The organism is Methanoculleus sp., assembly GCF_035363275.1.
Classification (GTDB): domain Archaea; phylum Halobacteriota; class Methanomicrobia; order Methanomicrobiales; family Methanoculleaceae; genus Methanoculleus.
The window spans coordinates 4,464-20,086 of record NZ_DAOSET010000041.1; the positions used below are offsets into that span (position 1 = coordinate 4,464).

Genomic DNA, 15,623 nt, shown 5'->3' on the forward strand with positions numbered 1-15,623 from the left:
CGCGGGGTCGTATCTGTCCGGGACCCCGTTGTCCTTCCGGGGGCGGAGGAGACGGCCCAGGAGGCCAGTCGGACTGAACCGGGCCGTGTCTCTTCCTGCCGTCACCGCAGCACCCTCGCTGGACGGTGTGCTGCCTCCTTCAACCGTTGGCTCGCTGGCCTCCCCCTGCATATGCTCCCGTGACCTCTCTTGCTCCAATCCCGGCCACCTTTCCCGGTGGATGGGCGGGCTAAGATTTATACGTGTGATCTGGAGCGGCATCCTTATAAACCTGCTTTTTCGCGCAGAGTAGCCTCCTCCTGCCGCAACTTCCAGAGAACCCGCACAGGACCAGAACGTTTTAATCGCGACTCTCATATAGTAGATATCCATGCATGACCGCCTCCAACTACGGATGCCGACGGGCATCGCCTCGCTCGATCCCGTGCTGGACGGGGGCGTTCCGCCGGGATCGGTGGTGCTGCTCCTCGGGGAGCACGGTGCCGGCAGCGTTGAGTTTGTACAGACCTCGCTCATGAACCTCTGCATCCTGAAGCGGAGCGGAGCGGCCGGCGAGCACCTCCTGCTCCCGGAGAGCGTCGCGTATGTGACGTTCACCCGGATGCAGGAGGATATCCTTGAGGAGATAGCCCTCTCGTTCAACCCGGGTCTTTACGAGCAACTTGAGACGGGGATCGTCTTTCACGACCTCTCGGAGCTCTACTTCGATGCCAGCATCGTCCCCCCGGGCTGGTACGGGGAGGGGAGCGTCATCGAACGTCTGCAGAAGAAGCAGCGCAGGGAAGATGGCAGCATCCTTGCAGAACTCTCCCGGGTGCTTGACGGGTGCCCGAAGAACAGCCTGGTCATCCTGGACTCGCTGACCGATATCGCCCCGCCGCAGATGGAGGGGGTCCGGCGGCATGCGTTCGTCGCCTTCCTGCGCGGGCTGCAGCGGGCGGCGAAACGCCGGAACACCACTGTCTATCTCCTGCTCACTTCCGGGATCCTGGACCGGTCGCAGGAACTTGAGATCGCCGACTGCGTCGACGCCACAATCCTCTTCCACTGGGAGGAGGCCGGCGCGCAGCGCCGGCAGCGGGTTATGTACTTCGGGAAGTTCCGGGGCGTGATGCCCCGCCTCGAGGACAGGGACCTGGTGAGGTTCGCGGTCTCGATCTCGGCAACAGGGGGGTTTGAGGTGCGCAACATCAGGGTGGTGGTATAATGGCAGGCCGGGTGAAGTTCGGGGTCGAGGGGCTCGACGAGATGCTCCTCGGGGGGCTTCTGGAGGGGAGCATCTGCGCGATCGTCGGTACCTACGGTACCGGAAAGACAATGTTCGCTCTCCAGTTCGCGTATGCGGGACTCAAACAGGGTGAGAAGGTGATCTACATCAGTCTCGAAGAGCGGGAAGAACTCCTCCGCGCCACTATCGCGCAGAAGGGGTGGGACCCGGAGGTTGTCGGCGACCGGCTCTACCTCTTGAGGCTGGACCCAACCGACTTCAACCTCGCTATCAGCAGCATCAAGTGCGAGCTCCCTGCTCTCATCAAGAGTTTCGGGGCATCAAGAGTGATCATCGACCCAATATCGCTCTTCGAGGGACTCTTTGTGGACGATGCCGTCCGGCGACAGGAGATGTTCGGGTTCGTCGAGATGATGCGGGACGAGGCCTGCACCCTGGTGCTGACGAGCGAGACCAACACGGCAAACCCGGAGGAGAGCAGGTACGGCCTTGCCGAGTACCTGGGAGATACGGTGATCCTTCTCCATCGTGTCCGGTCCCCGGGGCTCACCGAGGTGCACCAGGCCCTCGAGGTCGTGAAGATGCGTCGATCGGCCCATTCCCACGAGATCAAGCCGTTCGAGATCTTCCAGGACCGGATCAGGGTCTACTCAGAGGCGAGTTTGTTCTAAGCGACGCGTGCCCCTTTGGGGCAGGCGGAGCTTGAGAAAATTGCGCAGCAATTTTCGATGGCGACGCTTCGCAGAAGCGGAGTGCCAGCAACGTGGTAAGAGGTCTCACGCGAGCAGATTTACAGGGGCGTATGATGTTCTGTAGAACCAGAGCCCACCAGGGCGCCCCCCCGGCGGCAGCCGGGGTCACCCCCGTGCGCCGCTGCCCCGGCCGGCCCCCTTCTTCTTCTGCATCTTCTGCCACCGCTTGAGGATGAACGCCGCGACGGCGAGGGAAAAAAGCGTGTTGAAGAGCACCCAGATGACCGGGTTCTCGAAATCGGTCCCGATCAGATTCCCGTGCACGACGGCAAAGAGGAGCACGACGTACATCAGGCCGTGCACCCACCGCCAGTACTTCGGGATATACTTCCGGAGCAGCACGGCGGCGAAGGCAATATAGAGGAGGTAGAGCGCGGGTCGGCCTGCGTTCAGCCAGAACCGCTCCCAGGGGAAGAAGACCGGGATGAATATGGCGGGGTTTAACGACGCTATGGCGAGAGTCACGGGGTGCAGCGTCGGGAGGAGGAGGCCGACGGCGGCGAAGGTGTGGTGCACGTTAAGAAACGGCCTGCCGAAGACTTTCATGATCTCCCGGAGGAACGGCGTCAGGATGACCGCGATGCCGAGAGAGAGGAACCCCCACAGGGCGAGGAGGCGGGCTACGACGCGGAGCGGATCCTGGTAGGGCGTGGTCAGCACCACTGCAGCGACGATCGCATACAGGGCCAGGATGACGGCGGCAGCGAGCATCCCGGCCCGGGGGAGAGACATGGTTCCTGAAGAGTTACGGAGAAGAGATAAGGGTTTCGGCCCGGGTGTGGCCCGGGAGCGGGCCGGCCGGCGCCGGGGACATCCGGAGTTCGAGCACGTGAGGGGGGCAACGTGCAAGCGTTTGGAGCCCCAGGCATTCGGAGGGGTTCGAATAATCATGAGGAGAGAGGGGTGTGACTATTTCCCGATCGCACTCCGGGCACGGATTTCGAGGGGACTACGCACCTGCGGTGCTCGTGCTCCGGACGCTCCCGTCCATCGCATATCGCCACGCACTGCCCCCGCGCCAGGGGGCGGGGAACGACTGCCGGAACGGCAGGAGTTGGAGCACCGAAGGTGCGACTGAGGAGGCCGAAGGCCGGGAGGGGTGGGGGAAACACTCTCGCATTATTGTGGAAACAGGGGAGGGGGGCAAGCCCCCTCGCACCTAACGGTGCTCAAGCTCGCTTCGCTCGCACTCCGCACCCTCCGGGTGCTCGAGCTCCGGGCGTTCCACCCATCGCACTCCCCGTCAGCCCCACCCCCTGGCGCGATATCCGGTGGGAATCCGTGTATGGGCCGCGATACTTCAAAGAAAGAGGGAAGAGATCCTGGGAATAGAGCATCCAGGGTGTGCAATCCTCTCGAAATCCACGTCCGGGTGTGCCTTCAGGAACGTCAACCCGGCCTGTCGCAAGCCACGCGAGTTTACAGGTGCAGAAGCGATATAGCCTCACGCGAAGCCGCGAAGTGCGACGTTCCGCAGGGACGGAGCATGAGCACCGTCAGGTGCGAAGAACGCGAAGTTGAGGGGACGGGTGGTACTCCCTTTCGCGGCTTCGCGTCTTTCGCGTGAGCCCATTGTATCGGCCCCGGAACCACCCTTTCAGATCGCGATCCCGACGAGGTGCAGCAGGACCAGGACCAGGGCGCCGGGGAGCCCGCCGAGGGCGCAGATGATGAGCGTCACCAGATTGATCTGGATATCGGGTGCGCCGAACCAGCTGAGGACGTCGAAATAGTTCAGGAGCCAGAGCGTGATGAGCCCGGCGACGGCGTTGATGACGAGCGTCATCGCCTTCTTCATGAGGTAATAGAGCGCCGCGGCTATCGCTACGGCAAGAAGGATGGCAAGGATCTCTTCCATCATCTATTTACCAATGATCTGCTGGTTATTTAACCGTATTGATGGAATCGTCAGCCGTCCGACGCGTCTTGCATCTTTTCCGAGTCCCCCGATCTCCGCGAGCATCTCAAAGACGTTCCCCGCGAACATTGCCGTACGGATGGGTTCGGTGAGGTCCCCTCCCTCGATCCAGAAGGGGTTCGAGATCTCGACCGAGAAATCGCCGGAGAACGGGTTTGCGGTATGGGCGCCGACGACGTCGTGGATCCAGACCGCCCGCTCATCGCCGGGCTCGTTCGTCCGCGGGCCGTCGAGGAAGAGGTTGTGGAACCCGATGCCGGGCGGCTCGCCCCCGGAACGGACGGCGCTCCCCGTGCTCGCCTCGCCGTAGCGGTAGCCGGTCTTGAGGTCGTAGGCGAACTCCCTGAGCACCCCCTGCTCGATGAAGACCAGGCGGCGGGTGGGGACGCCCTCCGCGTCGAAGGCCGTGCTCCCAAGGCCGGGGGCGAACGGGTCGTCGTAGACCGAGAGGGACTCGTCGAGGACCTGCTCCCCGACCTTATCGGCGAGGGACGAGCGGCCGGCCTTCACGTTCCGGCCGGAGAGGGCCGGGAGGAGGACCTGGCCGATGATGCTTGCGGCCGCAATCGGGGAGAGGACGATATCGTAGCGCCCGGTCTCGATGTCCCGGCCGCCGAGGGAACGGGCGGCAAGGAACGCGGCCTGCTCCCCGACCGACCGGGGGTCCAGCTCGGCACGGAACGGGGAGGCGTCGAACTCGTAGCCTGTCGACTGCTCGCGGATCGTTTCGAGCGAGACCGACGCCGCCGTCCGGTCCATCCCGTAGAGGGTGCCGGTCGAGTTCGCGACCATCATGTAGGCCCTGGCAAGGCTCGCGCCCCCGCCGACGACCTCCACCGGGTGCTCCGCGGCACCGGCAAGGAGGTCCTCGACCATCCCCGCCGCGTCCTCGACCGCGACGACGAGGTCCCGGTCCGCCGAGGAGGCGGTGCCCGCGAGCTCGGCGGGTTTCGGGAACCCGCCCCACTGCTGCGGGGTGGCAAGGCGGCCGCTCGCGAGCGCGGCGTCCAGGCACTCCTTCCACCGGTCGGGATCGCCCGTGGACGAAAAGCCGATCCGCCCGTCATTGACGGTCCGGATGGCCATGCTCCAGGCCTCGGACTCCTCGGCGGTGCCGAGGATCCCCTTCTTGATCTCGGTAGCGATGCTCTCCCCCCGGTAGTAAAAGACCTCGACCTCGTCGGCCTGGCGTTCACCCTCCCGGAGGACCCGCTCGATCAGGTCTTCGCCGTTCATTCGCCCCGCCCCCCGATGGTTGCGTTCTCGAGCAGGAGGTGCGGCGCGCCGTCGCTCACCGGCACGCTCTGCCCGCCCTTCCCGCAGTAGCCCGGGCTCATCTTCCGGTCGTTCCCGATGAGCGCGATGTTGTGGAGTGTCGAGAGAATCTCGCCCGAGAGCGAGACGTCCCGGACCATATCGGTCGTCTCGCCGCCCTCGATCAGGTAGCCGTACTCCGCGTTGAACTGGAAGACGCCTCTCCCCGGGTCGACCTGGCCGCCCCGCGAGCCGATCAGGAGGATGCCGTCCCGGCACTCAGCAAGGATCTCGTCGTAGCCCGCGTCGCCGTTCTCGATGAAGGTGTTGCTCATCCGGACGATCGGCGGCGCCCCGTGCTCGGCGCGGGCGTGGCCGGCAATCCCGTTGCCCACCGCCGCAAGGGTCTCGCGGTTGTGGATGTACGATCTGAGGATCCCGTCGCGGATGATCTCCGTGCGCTTTACCGCGACGCCCTCGGCGTCGACGGGCATGAACCCGAACTCGTGGAGCGTGGGGTCGTCGACGATGGCGAGCCCCGGACACCCGATCGCTTCACCGATCCTCCCCCCGAGAACCGATGCACCCTCGCGGACGAGGTCGCCCTCGCTCGCGTGGCCGACCGCCTCGTGGGTGAAGACGCCGGCGAGCTCCGGGTCGAGGACGGCCCGCTGTGGACCGCCCTTCGGAAGCTTCGCGTCGAGGAGCGAGACCGCGACCCCGCCCGCCTTCCGCCCGAGGTCCTCCTTGCCGCGGAGGTTAAAGCCGGTGGTGATATGGTCACGCTCGCTTCCCATCTGCATCACGCCGTTTCGGGACGCGATAGCAAGGACCGAGAACCCCGACCGGACGGCCTCGTAGGAGTACTCGTTCCCGTTCGAGTCGAGATACCTGACCGCGTCGATCCCTTCGGTGTAGCGGGCCCGGGTGTTTGCGACCCCCTCGATACGTGCCGCGGCCTCGATCCCGGCAAGCAGCCGGGTCTTCTCCTCGAGATCGATATCCCGCGGGTCCTCCCTGAGGGGCGGGACGGGAAGCACACCCCGCGGGGCGTCGGCAAGATCGATCTCGTCCGCGGTCACGGCCGCGAGGCGTGCCGCCGCCGCCACCAGGGCGTCGACCTCACGTTTCGAGTCGATATCGACGTGGTCGCGGGTGAGGAAGCCCCAGCCTTTCGGCCCGAGCACCCGTATCACAGCTTTATCAAAAAATGAGGTGCCTGCGGACTCGATCACGCCGTTGTCGATATCGACATGGGTAATCTCGCCCCGTACGCACCTGACGTCGTAGTATCGTACATCAGCCATAGGTATCAAACCGGAGAGCGCCCAACGTTCGGATCGAAGATCACGGTCGGATTGACCGCCAACTTCCGGAGCTTCGAGAGGAATCCTTCGCGGTTCTCGGGCACGAGCGCGTTCTGGAGGACCTCCTCAATGTGGTCGACCGGCACCACCTCGATCATCTCGCGGTAGCGCTCCTCGATCAGGACGTCGTCTAAATTCGACCGCGGGATGATCACCGTCTTGATCCCGGCTTTTGCCGCCGCCTCGATCTTGTAGGTGACCCCGCCGATGGGGAGGACGTCGCCCCGGACCGAGAGGGAACCGGTCATCGCAACGTCCTGACGCACCGGGATGTTCTCGATGGCGCTGATCACCGCTGTTGCCACGGTCACGGAGGCCGAATCGCCCTCAACGCCGCCGTAGGTGCCGATAAACTGGACATGGATGTCCATGTTCCTGATATCCTTGCCGGTGAACTTCTTGATCAGGGCGCTGACGTTCGTAATCGATTCTTTAGCGATATCCTTCAACATACCGGTCGCGATGACCGAGCCGGTCGCTCCCTGGCTCGGGGTCACCTCGGCCATCACCGGGAGGACCGAGCCCGAGTCGCTGCCCATCACCGCAAGCCCGTTCACCCGTCCGACCTGGGCGCCCTCTACGACGGTTATGTCGTAGTCGCGGCTCCGCCGGATGTACTCGTCGGAGATCTGGTCCTCGATCGAGCGGGAGGCCGACTTCGCGGCGAGGACGTGCTTTGTGGTGGTAAACTCCGCACCTTCCTGCCGGGCGAGGTCACCCGCCACCCGGATGAGCCCTCCCATGTCACGGAGTTTTAAAGTCAGGTGACCCTTCCGGTTCGAGCGGCGCCGGGCCTCGCGGAGCACCTCGAGCATGGCGCTGCGGTCGAAGTGGGGAATCTTCCCGTCGTTCTTGACTTCCTGGGCGATGAACCGGAGGAACTTCTTCCGGTTCTCCGGGGTGTCCTCCATCGTCTCCCTCATGTAGACCTCGTAGCCGTAGCCCCGGATACGCGACCGGAGCGCCGGGTGCATCCCCTGGATGGCGTCGATGTTGCCTGCCGCGATCATGACGAAGCGGCAGGGGACCGGCTCCGTCCGGACCATTGCGCCGCTCGAGCGCTCGCTCTGGCCCGTGATCGGGAAGGTACCCTCCTGGAGCGCGGTCAGCAGGTTCTGCTGGGAGTGGGGGGTGAGGGTGTTGATCTCATCGATGAAGAGCACGCCCCCGTGCGCCCGGTGGATCGCCCCGCCCTCGACGCGGTCGTGGGACGGGGTCTCAAGGCCGCCGCTCTGGAAGGGGTCGTGCCGAACGTCGCCGAGCAGGGCGCCCGCGTGCGAGCCGGTAGCGTCGACGAAGGGCGCGGGGGTGTTCGGATCGTGGGAGATCAGGAGCTTCGGGACCATCGTCTCTTCGCGGGGCGTCGAGTACTTCAGCGCCATGAAGATGAACGCGGCGGCGATGATGCCCATGAGCCACTGGTAGGTGATGATCGCGTAGCCGATGATACCGAAGATGAGGAGCATGATGAGGGTGCTCCGCATCTGGATCTTCTTTCTCGCCTCCACCTTGTGGGCGGCGACGATCTGCTTGCCGCGGCTCGCCGGCACGGTTCTAATGATGGGGTTATTGTTATCCTCGGCGTTCGGGTAGACCAGAATGTCCTGCAGTTCCTCTTTGGGGAGGAGCTCGGCCATCGCCTTCGCCAGCATCGATTTGCCGGTTCCGGGGGTGCCGATCATCATCACATGCCTGCGCTGGACCGCCGCCTTCCGAATCACCTCGACGGCATGCTCCTGACCGATGACCTGATCGATGAGACTCGGAGGTACGTCGATATCTGACGATGCGCTCAGATCGAGACCCGAGAAGACGTCCGTCTCCGCCAGTTCATCATTTGTGAGCTCGATCTTTGGGATTTCTTCTGGAGTCGTTGAATCCATCGTCGGGTTTACCTCTTTGCTGCACTGATACTTATATAATTTATTCATCCTCGTTCAAATACTTTCTAGCAAAGGTGTCCTATGAGAATAATCAGCACGGAACGGTCCCAGGTCCTCGCAGCCCGCGTTGCCGAAAAGTTGGGAGTCTCACTGGTCGAGACGAAATTCACCCGGTTTCCCGACGGAGAGATGTACCTCCGGTGCGGAGAACTGGACGATGAGACCCTGATCGTCAGCAGCGTCGTAGATAATGATATGTTTGTGCAGACCCTTCTCGCAATCGATGCCGCTGATCGGTCAAGAAACACGCTGGTGGTCCCGTACCTCGGCTACTCAAGGCAGGACAGGCGTTTTTTTTCTGGAGAGCCGATCAGCGCCCGGGCGATCGCACAAGCCCTCTCGACCGGCATCGAACGTGCATTCGTGGTCGATGTCCATGACCCGGCTGTGCTGGACTTTTTCAGCGTTCCGGCGACGGATATTACCATCGCTCCGGCCATCGGCGGGTACGTCGGCGACCTGCACCTGAGGAAACCCCTGGTCCTCGCGCCGGACGAAGGGGCGATCGCGTTTGCGACCGACGTTGCCGCGATCGGGGGGTGGGACTGCGATCACCTCGAAAAGACCCGGCTCTCGGGTGAGGAGGTCCGGATCGCCCCGAAGACCATCGACGCCGCCGGCCGGGACGCCGTGATCGTGGACGATATCATATCCACCGGCGGGACCCTCGCGACCGCCGCCTGTATGCTCCGGGAGCAGGGGGCAGCGTCCATCCATGCGGCCTGCGTCCATGGAGTGCTCACGAGCGGTGCTTACACCCGCCTGCGGGCGGCCGGGGTCTCCTCGGTCGTCTCCAGCGACACCTACGAGAACGCCTCAAGTTTCATATCTGCCGCGAGCGCAATCGCGACAGCGATCAGGGAAGATGCTCACTGTTGACGGATCCTATCTCGAAGGGGGTGGACAGGTCCTCCGTCTGGCTGTCGCCCTCTCGGCGATTGGCAGCGTACCGGTCACCGTCACCCGGATACGGCAGAACAGGCAGAAGCCCGGGCTCGCGCCCCAGCACATCGCCGCGGTCCGGGCAGTCGCCGGGACCTGCGGTGCCGAATGTACGGGGCTTACCTCCGGGAGTACCGAGATCACCTTCACCCCGGGCCGGACCCGGCGGGCCGACCTCGATATCGATACCGGGACCGCAGGGAGCATCCCCCTAGTTCTCCAGGCATGGCTCCCGGTCGCCCTCCATGCCGGCGGGAGCATCACCGTTACAGGCGGGACCGAGGTGGTGTGGAGCCCGACCATCGACTACCTCAACCACGTCCTCGTGCCGGTGCTCCGCCGTGCCAGGGCCTCGATCGAGATCGAGGTTCTCGAACGGGGCTACTACCCACAAGGAGGCGGGCGGGTGCAGGTTCGGGCCGAACCGTCCCGCCCGGGACCGATCACGATCCCGGATGGGGAGGAGCATCGGTGCGGGCTCCTCTCCTGCTCGGCAGGCCTCCCGGCGCACGTCGTGGAGCGCCAGGCGGCAGCCGCCCGGAGCCTCCTCGAGAGCGACCTCGATTGCTCCTGCACGGCGACCCTCGACCCCCGGGAGGGTGGGGCGAGCACGGGGAGTTCCATCACGGTATGGAGCGGGGCAAAGGGCGCCGTCGCTCTCGGACGGAGGGGGTTTCCCGCCGAGGAGGTGGGCCGGGCGGCCGCCCGGGCACTGATCGAAGAGTGCCGCAGCCCCGGCACGGTCGACGTTCATCTCGCCGACCAGCTCCTCATCTACCTCGCCTGCTACGGCGGGGAGTACACCACCCACACCCTCTCGATGCACGCGAAGACCGCCTGCTGGCTGCTCCAGATGTTCGGGTACGAGATCCGGTGCCAGGAGAACGGTATTGTGGGGTTCTCCGCATGACACTCGTCCTCGACGCCTCGGTCTTCTTCGCGGAGGTGCCGGTCGTTGGCCCCGCATGGACCACTCCATCGGTGGTCGGGGAACTTGCCGACCTCCACGCGAAGTGCCGGTTTGAGGCGCTTGCCGCCACGATGCTTACGGTCAGGGAGCCGCGTGAGGAGGACCTCACCCGGGTTGAAGCGGCCGCCCTCGCGACCGGGGATGCCGGGGTGCTCTCCGCGACCGACCGGGACATCCTCGCGCTCGCCCTGGAACTCGCGGCCGTCCTCGTTACCGATGACTTCGCGATCCAGAACGTCGCGCACCGCCTCGGCATCGAGATCCGGAGCATCCGGCAACGGCCTGCCCGGGCGATCCGGTGGCGTTACCGGTGCAGCGGGTGCGGCCGGTACTGGCGGGAGCCGGGGGATTGTCAGGTCTGCGGTGCACCGATCAAAAGAAAACTTAAATAGATTACTTGGCGATCTCTTCTCCATGTCCGCCCTTGAAGAGTTGATCACGAAGGCAAAGGGGCTCCAGGCAGAAGGGCACACCCCCGGGCAGATTTCCGACGAACTCGGTCTCTCGATGGAGACGGTCACCTGGCTGCTCACCCAGCAGAAGGGTATGGAGGCCCCAAAAGACGTTCATATCGACTGGACTGAGGTTGGAAGTCAGGGGATGCTCCTCTCCGACATGGCAATCATGATGCTCAAGCGCTTCCTCTACCTGGCGGAGGGGGGAATTGCACCTGCTGGAGAAGCCCCCGATACGGTCGTCGGGATCGCGCTCTCGGGTGTCCCGCTCGCCACCCTCATCGCTGCAGAGGAGGGGCTGAGGCTCGCAGTCTATCTCCCCGCAAAGCACAGCCGGAGCGAGAATCCGACCGGATCCCTCTCGGGCACGTTCTCCTCGATCACCGCTCAGCGATGCATCATCGTCGACGATGTGGTCACGACCGGGACGACGCTTGCAGAGACGATAGCGTTCCTCCGGCGGCACGGAGCGATACCGATGGCAGTCTGGTCGCTCTTCGACAAGCAGGGTGTCCGGGAGGTCGACGGCGTCCCGGTCCACTCGCTCTTCAGGATATCGAGGCTCGGGTGAGAGGCCCGGTCTCACTGTTTTCCCCGGGCACATGGCTAATTGCAAGGGGGAGCAGATCATCGGCGGGCTCATGCCCCGCCCGGGGTATCGGGCGCGTAGCGGCGACTGATAGGTGATCCCGACCCGCCGATCGGCCCGGGTGTCCGGAAACAATCGACCCCTATCGACCATTATATATAGAACTTCTGAACAAACCTAACGAACAAAGGAGGATTATACAATGCTTGCTGGACAGCCCATCATTATTTTACGGGACAACGTTGAGCGCACGCGCGGATTCGAGGCGCAGCGCTCGAATATCATGGCTGCAAAGGCAATTGCGGCCGCCGTTCGGACAACGCTCGGTCCCCGGGGAATGGACAAGATGCTGGTCAGCTCCAGCGGTGACGTGGTGATCACGAACGACGGGGCAACCATCCTGCACGAGATGTCCGTGCAGCACCCCGGCGGCAAGCTGGTCGTCGAGGTTGCCGAGACCCAGGACGACGAGGTCGGCGACGGCACCACGACCGCAACCGTGCTCGTCGGGTCACTGATGGAAGAGGCGGAGAGCCTGCTCGCCCAGGAGGTTCACCCCACGATCGTCGCAAACGGCTACCAGCTCGGCATGGAGAAGGCCCTCTCGATCCTCGACGACCTGGCCATCACCGTCGGGTTCGGGGAACGCGAGAGCCTTCTTAAGATCGCCGACACCGCCATGACCGGCAAGTCCATCGAAGCGGTCAAGGACAAGATCTCCAACATTGTCGTGGACGCGGTGCTGCAGGTCGCGACCGAGAACGACGACGGGACCTACGTCGTGAACGAAGACGACGTCAAGATCAAGACGCAGGTCGGCGACTCAATGAACGACGCCGAACTGGTCCGCGGCATCGTCATCGACAAGAAGCGCGTCTTCGAGCAGATGCCTCAGAAGGTCACGGACGTGAAGGTTGCCCTGATTGCCATGCCGCTCGAGGTCACGAAGACCCAGGTGAAGTCGAAGATCAAGATTACCACCTCCGACCAGATGAAGGCGTTCACCGAGCAGGAACGCGAGTCCCTCCGGAGACTTGCTGACCAGATCGCCGCCTCCGGCGCAAACGCCCTCCTCTGCCAGAAGGGGATCGCCGACGCGGTACAGTATTACCTCGCAAAAGCCGGCGTCTATGCCATCGAGGACGTCAAAGAGGAAGACATGAAGTTCGCTGCGAAGGCGCTCTGCGGCACCATCGTCAACAAGCCCGAGGAGCTCACTGCGGCGACGCTCGGCCACGCGGAAGAGGTAGCGGAGATCCCCGATACCGACCTGACGGTCATCTCCGGCTGCGACAACCCGAAGGCCGTCACCATCCTCCTGCGGGGCACCTCCCAGCTCCTGCTCGACGAACTCGAGCGGGCAGTCTACGACGCAGCCCGTGTCGTCCAGGACGCCATTGAGGACGGGAAATTTGTCGTCGGCGGCGGCTCGGTGGAGACCGAACTCCAGATACGCATCCGCGACTACGCCGCAACTGTCGGCGGGCGTGTCCAGCTCGCCATCGAGGCGTTTGCAAACGCGTTCGAGGTCATCCCGAGGACGCTTGCGGAGAACTCCGGGTTCGACACGATCGACAAGGTCGTCGCTCTCCGGAAGGCCCACGCCGACGGCGCGAAGTACGCCGGGCTCAACGTCTACACCGGTGAGGTCGTGGACATGCGCGAGGCGGGCGTCATTGAACCGCAGCGCGTGAAGACCCAGGCGATCAAGAGCGCGACCGAGACGGCCATGCTCCTCGTTCGCGTCGACGACATGATGATCACCCAGTCCGGAAGACCGGGCGCACAGTAAGTCGCCCGTGCAAGGAGGTCGACGCCGACCTCCTCTTCCTCGATCTTTTTATCCGGCTGAGGCCCTTGTTTGTGATGAACAGCCGGCACCGTATCCGGATTGATCTCAAAGGAGAGGGAAGCGGCCTCGTAGGTGTCGCCCGGCCGCCCCCGGCAGGACGAGGAGACTGCCGCTCCGTATGAAGGTGAATTGACAGAACATACCTCGATACTATTATAGTCGAAGAGCCTAAATACTCTAGGCTGATTCTGTGCCGAGGTAGTCTAGTCCGGGAAGGCGGTGGCCTCGAAAGCCACTGGTGCCTGGCACCTCGGGAGTTCAAATCTCCCCCTCGGCGTCCGTTTTGAGAGTTCACGTCCTCATGGATTCGATAGACAGGTACGCACCCGAAGATCCCGGTCCCGGGAGAGGGCTTGCCGGAGGAGAAAGGGTGTTTTCCTTCCGGGACGGGTGCGGAGGGCGCTCAGTACTTAAATTGTCTCTTATAGAGCATCATCTCGTCTGACCGCACAACGAGGACGGGGCGGGCATGCCGGATTGTCTTCTCGGCCACGCTCCCGAGACGTAGGTACTCAAGCCCCGTACCTGACGGCGGTCCCGGCATTGTCGTTCCCGTTCGTGGGGATCAGTATCCGGCGAAACTTCAACCCGGTCGGGTGAGCGCTGCCGACGACAAGCACCGGGCAGAATGAATAGATGATAGGAGACCGGCCTCCCGGCCCCGGGTCTCGTCGGGGTCCATCCCGGCCGCCACGAGCTCCAGGGGGGCAAAGTTCCCCTCAGGAGCCTCATTCTTCGCAAGAATCGAACTCCTTTGCCATACTCCCCTCGATTTCTTGATCCAGATCCGGGAGCGCACCTCAGAGATCCGCACCCGGGGTCCGACACATCCTGCAACACCGTCCCGTCACAGGCCGGGCCGCACCGGCAGAGACCCGTTCTCCGCGGCTGTCACCTGCAGCACCGGTATCGCTGCGGGCACGGGAAACTTCCAAAAGATGATATTTAAGAACCTGATCCAATAGTAGTGATATACGGCGCCGCTACCCGGAGTTCCCGCACATGCAGCCAATGGTGGTTCCCTGTGTACTACTGCTTTGACGAACTGGACGATGCTGTCGTTATCCTGAACCGGGACAACACCGTCGCGCGGCTGAACAGATCGTTCCAGGAGACGTTCGGCATCGAGGGCGAAGCAGCCCACGGCATGGAGATCGGGGAATTCATCAACCGCTGCCTCTCGCCGTTCATCCCGGAGGAAGAAAGAACCTGCCGGGTGCTCGACGCCCTCCGGCACCGGCGGGAGGTCTCGCATGTCGCCTGCCGGATGCGGACCCGTGCCGGGGAGGTGCGCTGGTTCTCGTTCTCCTGCCGGGCGATGACCGGCGACCAGTATACCGGGATGATGCTCATCCGGTTCCGGGACATTACGCCCGAACACGACGAGGCAGTGCAGAACACCCTGGAGGCGGGGATACCGGTCAGGCCTGAGCGGATCTATGCCGGCATCGGGGAGACCATCCCCTACGGCATCTGGATCTGCGAGCCGGATGGTACTGCGATCTACGTCTCTGTCTCGCTCCTCGAACTTGCAGGAACGACGTTCGAGGAGTGCCGGCATACCGGGTGGCTGAACTGCATACCGCTTGAGGATACCGCCGGAGCCCTCGCCGACTGGAAACGCTGCCGTGAATCCGGGTGCCTGTGGAACCGCGAGCTGAAGATCCCGGTCCCCGGCGGCGGGTATCGGACCATCCTCTCCCGGGGAGCACCCGTCCGGGACGCGGAGGGGCGGATCGCCCTCTGGGCCGGGATCAACCTCGATATCACCGCGAGAAGAGAGGCAGAACATCTCACCGCCGTTCGGGCGGCACAACAGGCTGCCATAGCGGCCCTCGGCCAGTTCGCCCTTGCAGGCGCCGGCCCCCGGGAACAGATGGATGCAGCGGTCCGGGCGGTGGCCGGGCACCTCGGGGTCGAGTACGCCAAGGTGCTCCGATACCTTCCCGGCCAGGATGCATTCCTGCTCGAAGCGGCGGTGGGGTTCGACGGAACCCGGGTCGGCACGGCCTGTGTGGAAGGCGGAACCGATTCCCAGGCCGGGTATACGCTCCTCTCCTGCGAGCCGGTGATCGTCGAAGATCTCAGAACCGAGGCACGGTTCCGCGGCCCGGCCCTCCTCCGGGACGAGGGGATCGTGAGCGGGATCAGCGTCATCATCCAGGGGGACCGGGGGCCCTACGGGGTGCTCGGGGCCCACACCCGGACATACCGCAGGTTCACCCGGGACGACATCAACTTCGTCCAGGCGGCGGCAAACGTTCTGGCGCAGGGGATCGAGCGTCGGGCGGCGGAAGAGGCGCTCCTCGCGAGCGAGGAGAAGTTCCGCGAGATCGCACAGCGGAGCTTCGAT

The 15,623-nt window shown here is 64.0% G+C and carries 14 protein-coding genes and 1 tRNA gene; 9 read left to right on the plus strand and 6 right to left on the minus strand.

Translation table 11 applies throughout. From position 1 onward, the window contains the following. The coding region (locus PLN84_RS09500; protein ID WP_348532023.1) for a hypothetical protein at positions 1 to 372 on the minus strand (372 nt) is incomplete at its 3' end. Here PLN84_RS09500 and PLN84_RS09505 point away from each other — a divergent pair. Together PLN84_RS09505 and PLN84_RS09510 are read left to right on the plus strand one after the other, a co-directional pair. Then, positions 371 to 1,207: an ATPase domain-containing protein gene (locus PLN84_RS09505; RefSeq protein WP_348532024.1), complete on the plus strand. Its 837-nt coding sequence runs from the start codon at positions 371 to 373 to the stop codon at positions 1,205 to 1,207. The two genes, PLN84_RS09500 and PLN84_RS09505, sit on opposite strands and share 2 nt — an antisense overlap. Continuing rightward, positions 1,207 to 1,899, plus strand: a complete 693-nt coding sequence (locus PLN84_RS09510) for a KaiC domain-containing protein (RefSeq protein ID WP_292383172.1) — start codon at positions 1,207 to 1,209, stop codon at positions 1,897 to 1,899. Before PLN84_RS09505 ends, PLN84_RS09510 begins: the two co-directional genes overlap by 1 nt. Positions 1,900 to 2,085: 186 nt before the next feature. On the opposite strand, the gene PLN84_RS09515 is transcribed toward PLN84_RS09510, so the two are convergent. The 5 genes from PLN84_RS09515 to lonB all read right to left on the minus strand — a co-directional run bounded on the left by PLN84_RS09515 (position 2,086) and on the right by lonB (position 8,402). Continuing rightward, on the minus strand, positions 2,086 to 2,712 hold the full coding sequence (locus PLN84_RS09515) for a hypothetical protein (protein ID WP_292383174.1): 627 nt from the start codon (positions 2,710 to 2,712) through the stop codon (positions 2,086 to 2,088). Between the two features lie 865 nt (positions 2,713 to 3,577). Further along, complete coding sequence (locus PLN84_RS09520) at positions 3,578 to 3,841, minus strand: pro-sigmaK processing inhibitor BofA family protein (RefSeq protein WP_292383176.1); 264 nt, start codon at positions 3,839 to 3,841, stop codon at positions 3,578 to 3,580. Continuing rightward, positions 3,842 to 5,134 (minus strand): TldD/PmbA family protein, encoded by a 1,293-nt coding sequence (locus tag PLN84_RS09525; RefSeq protein ID WP_300020184.1) that lies wholly within the window; start codon positions 5,132 to 5,134, stop codon positions 3,842 to 3,844. Beyond that, positions 5,131 to 6,459: a TldD/PmbA family protein gene (locus tag PLN84_RS09530; RefSeq protein ID WP_348532025.1), complete on the minus strand. Its 1,329-nt coding sequence runs from the start codon at positions 6,457 to 6,459 to the stop codon at positions 5,131 to 5,133. Before PLN84_RS09530 ends, PLN84_RS09525 begins: the two co-directional genes overlap by 4 nt. Positions 6,460 to 6,464: 5 nt before the next feature. Continuing rightward, complete coding sequence (gene lonB / locus PLN84_RS09535; RefSeq protein ID WP_348532026.1) at positions 6,465 to 8,402, minus strand: ATP-dependent protease LonB; 1,938 nt, start codon at positions 8,400 to 8,402, stop codon at positions 6,465 to 6,467. An 81-nt stretch (positions 8,403 to 8,483) separates the two neighbouring features. On the opposite strand from lonB, the gene PLN84_RS09540 reads away from it, so the two are divergent. From PLN84_RS09540 to PLN84_RS09570, 7 genes are all read left to right on the plus strand, one after another. Beyond that, positions 8,484 to 9,341 (plus strand): ribose-phosphate diphosphokinase, encoded by an 858-nt coding sequence (locus tag PLN84_RS09540; protein ID WP_292383181.1) that lies wholly within the window; start codon positions 8,484 to 8,486, stop codon positions 9,339 to 9,341. Continuing rightward, the gene (gene rtcA / locus PLN84_RS09545; RefSeq protein WP_292383183.1) at positions 9,328 to 10,314 is read left to right on the plus strand and encodes an RNA 3'-terminal phosphate cyclase; all 987 of its coding nucleotides are present in this window, start codon (positions 9,328 to 9,330) and stop codon (positions 10,312 to 10,314) included. Before PLN84_RS09540 ends, rtcA begins: the two co-directional genes overlap by 14 nt. Further along, positions 10,311 to 10,766, plus strand: a complete 456-nt coding sequence (locus PLN84_RS09550) for a PIN domain-containing protein (RefSeq protein ID WP_292383185.1) — start codon at positions 10,311 to 10,313, stop codon at positions 10,764 to 10,766. Before rtcA ends, PLN84_RS09550 begins: the two co-directional genes overlap by 4 nt. 22 nt (positions 10,767 to 10,788) lie before the next feature. Continuing rightward, positions 10,789 to 11,400 carry an orotate phosphoribosyltransferase-like protein gene (locus PLN84_RS09555; RefSeq protein ID WP_292383186.1) on the plus strand — a complete coding sequence of 204 codons (612 nt, stop codon included), beginning with the start codon at positions 10,789 to 10,791 and terminating at the stop codon, positions 11,398 to 11,400. Positions 11,401 to 11,620: 220 nt separating this feature from the next. Then, the gene (gene thsA, locus PLN84_RS09560; RefSeq protein ID WP_348532027.1) at positions 11,621 to 13,210 is read left to right on the plus strand and encodes a thermosome subunit alpha; all 1,590 of its coding nucleotides are present in this window, start codon (positions 11,621 to 11,623) and stop codon (positions 13,208 to 13,210) included. 252 nt (positions 13,211 to 13,462) lie between these two features. After that, a tRNA-Ser gene (locus PLN84_RS09565) sits at positions 13,463 to 13,547 on the plus strand. 747 nt (positions 13,548 to 14,294) lie between these two features. After that, positions 14,295 to 15,623, plus strand: a 1,329-nt coding sequence (locus PLN84_RS09570; RefSeq protein WP_348532028.1) for a PAS domain-containing protein, incomplete at its 3' end; no start/stop codon positions are given.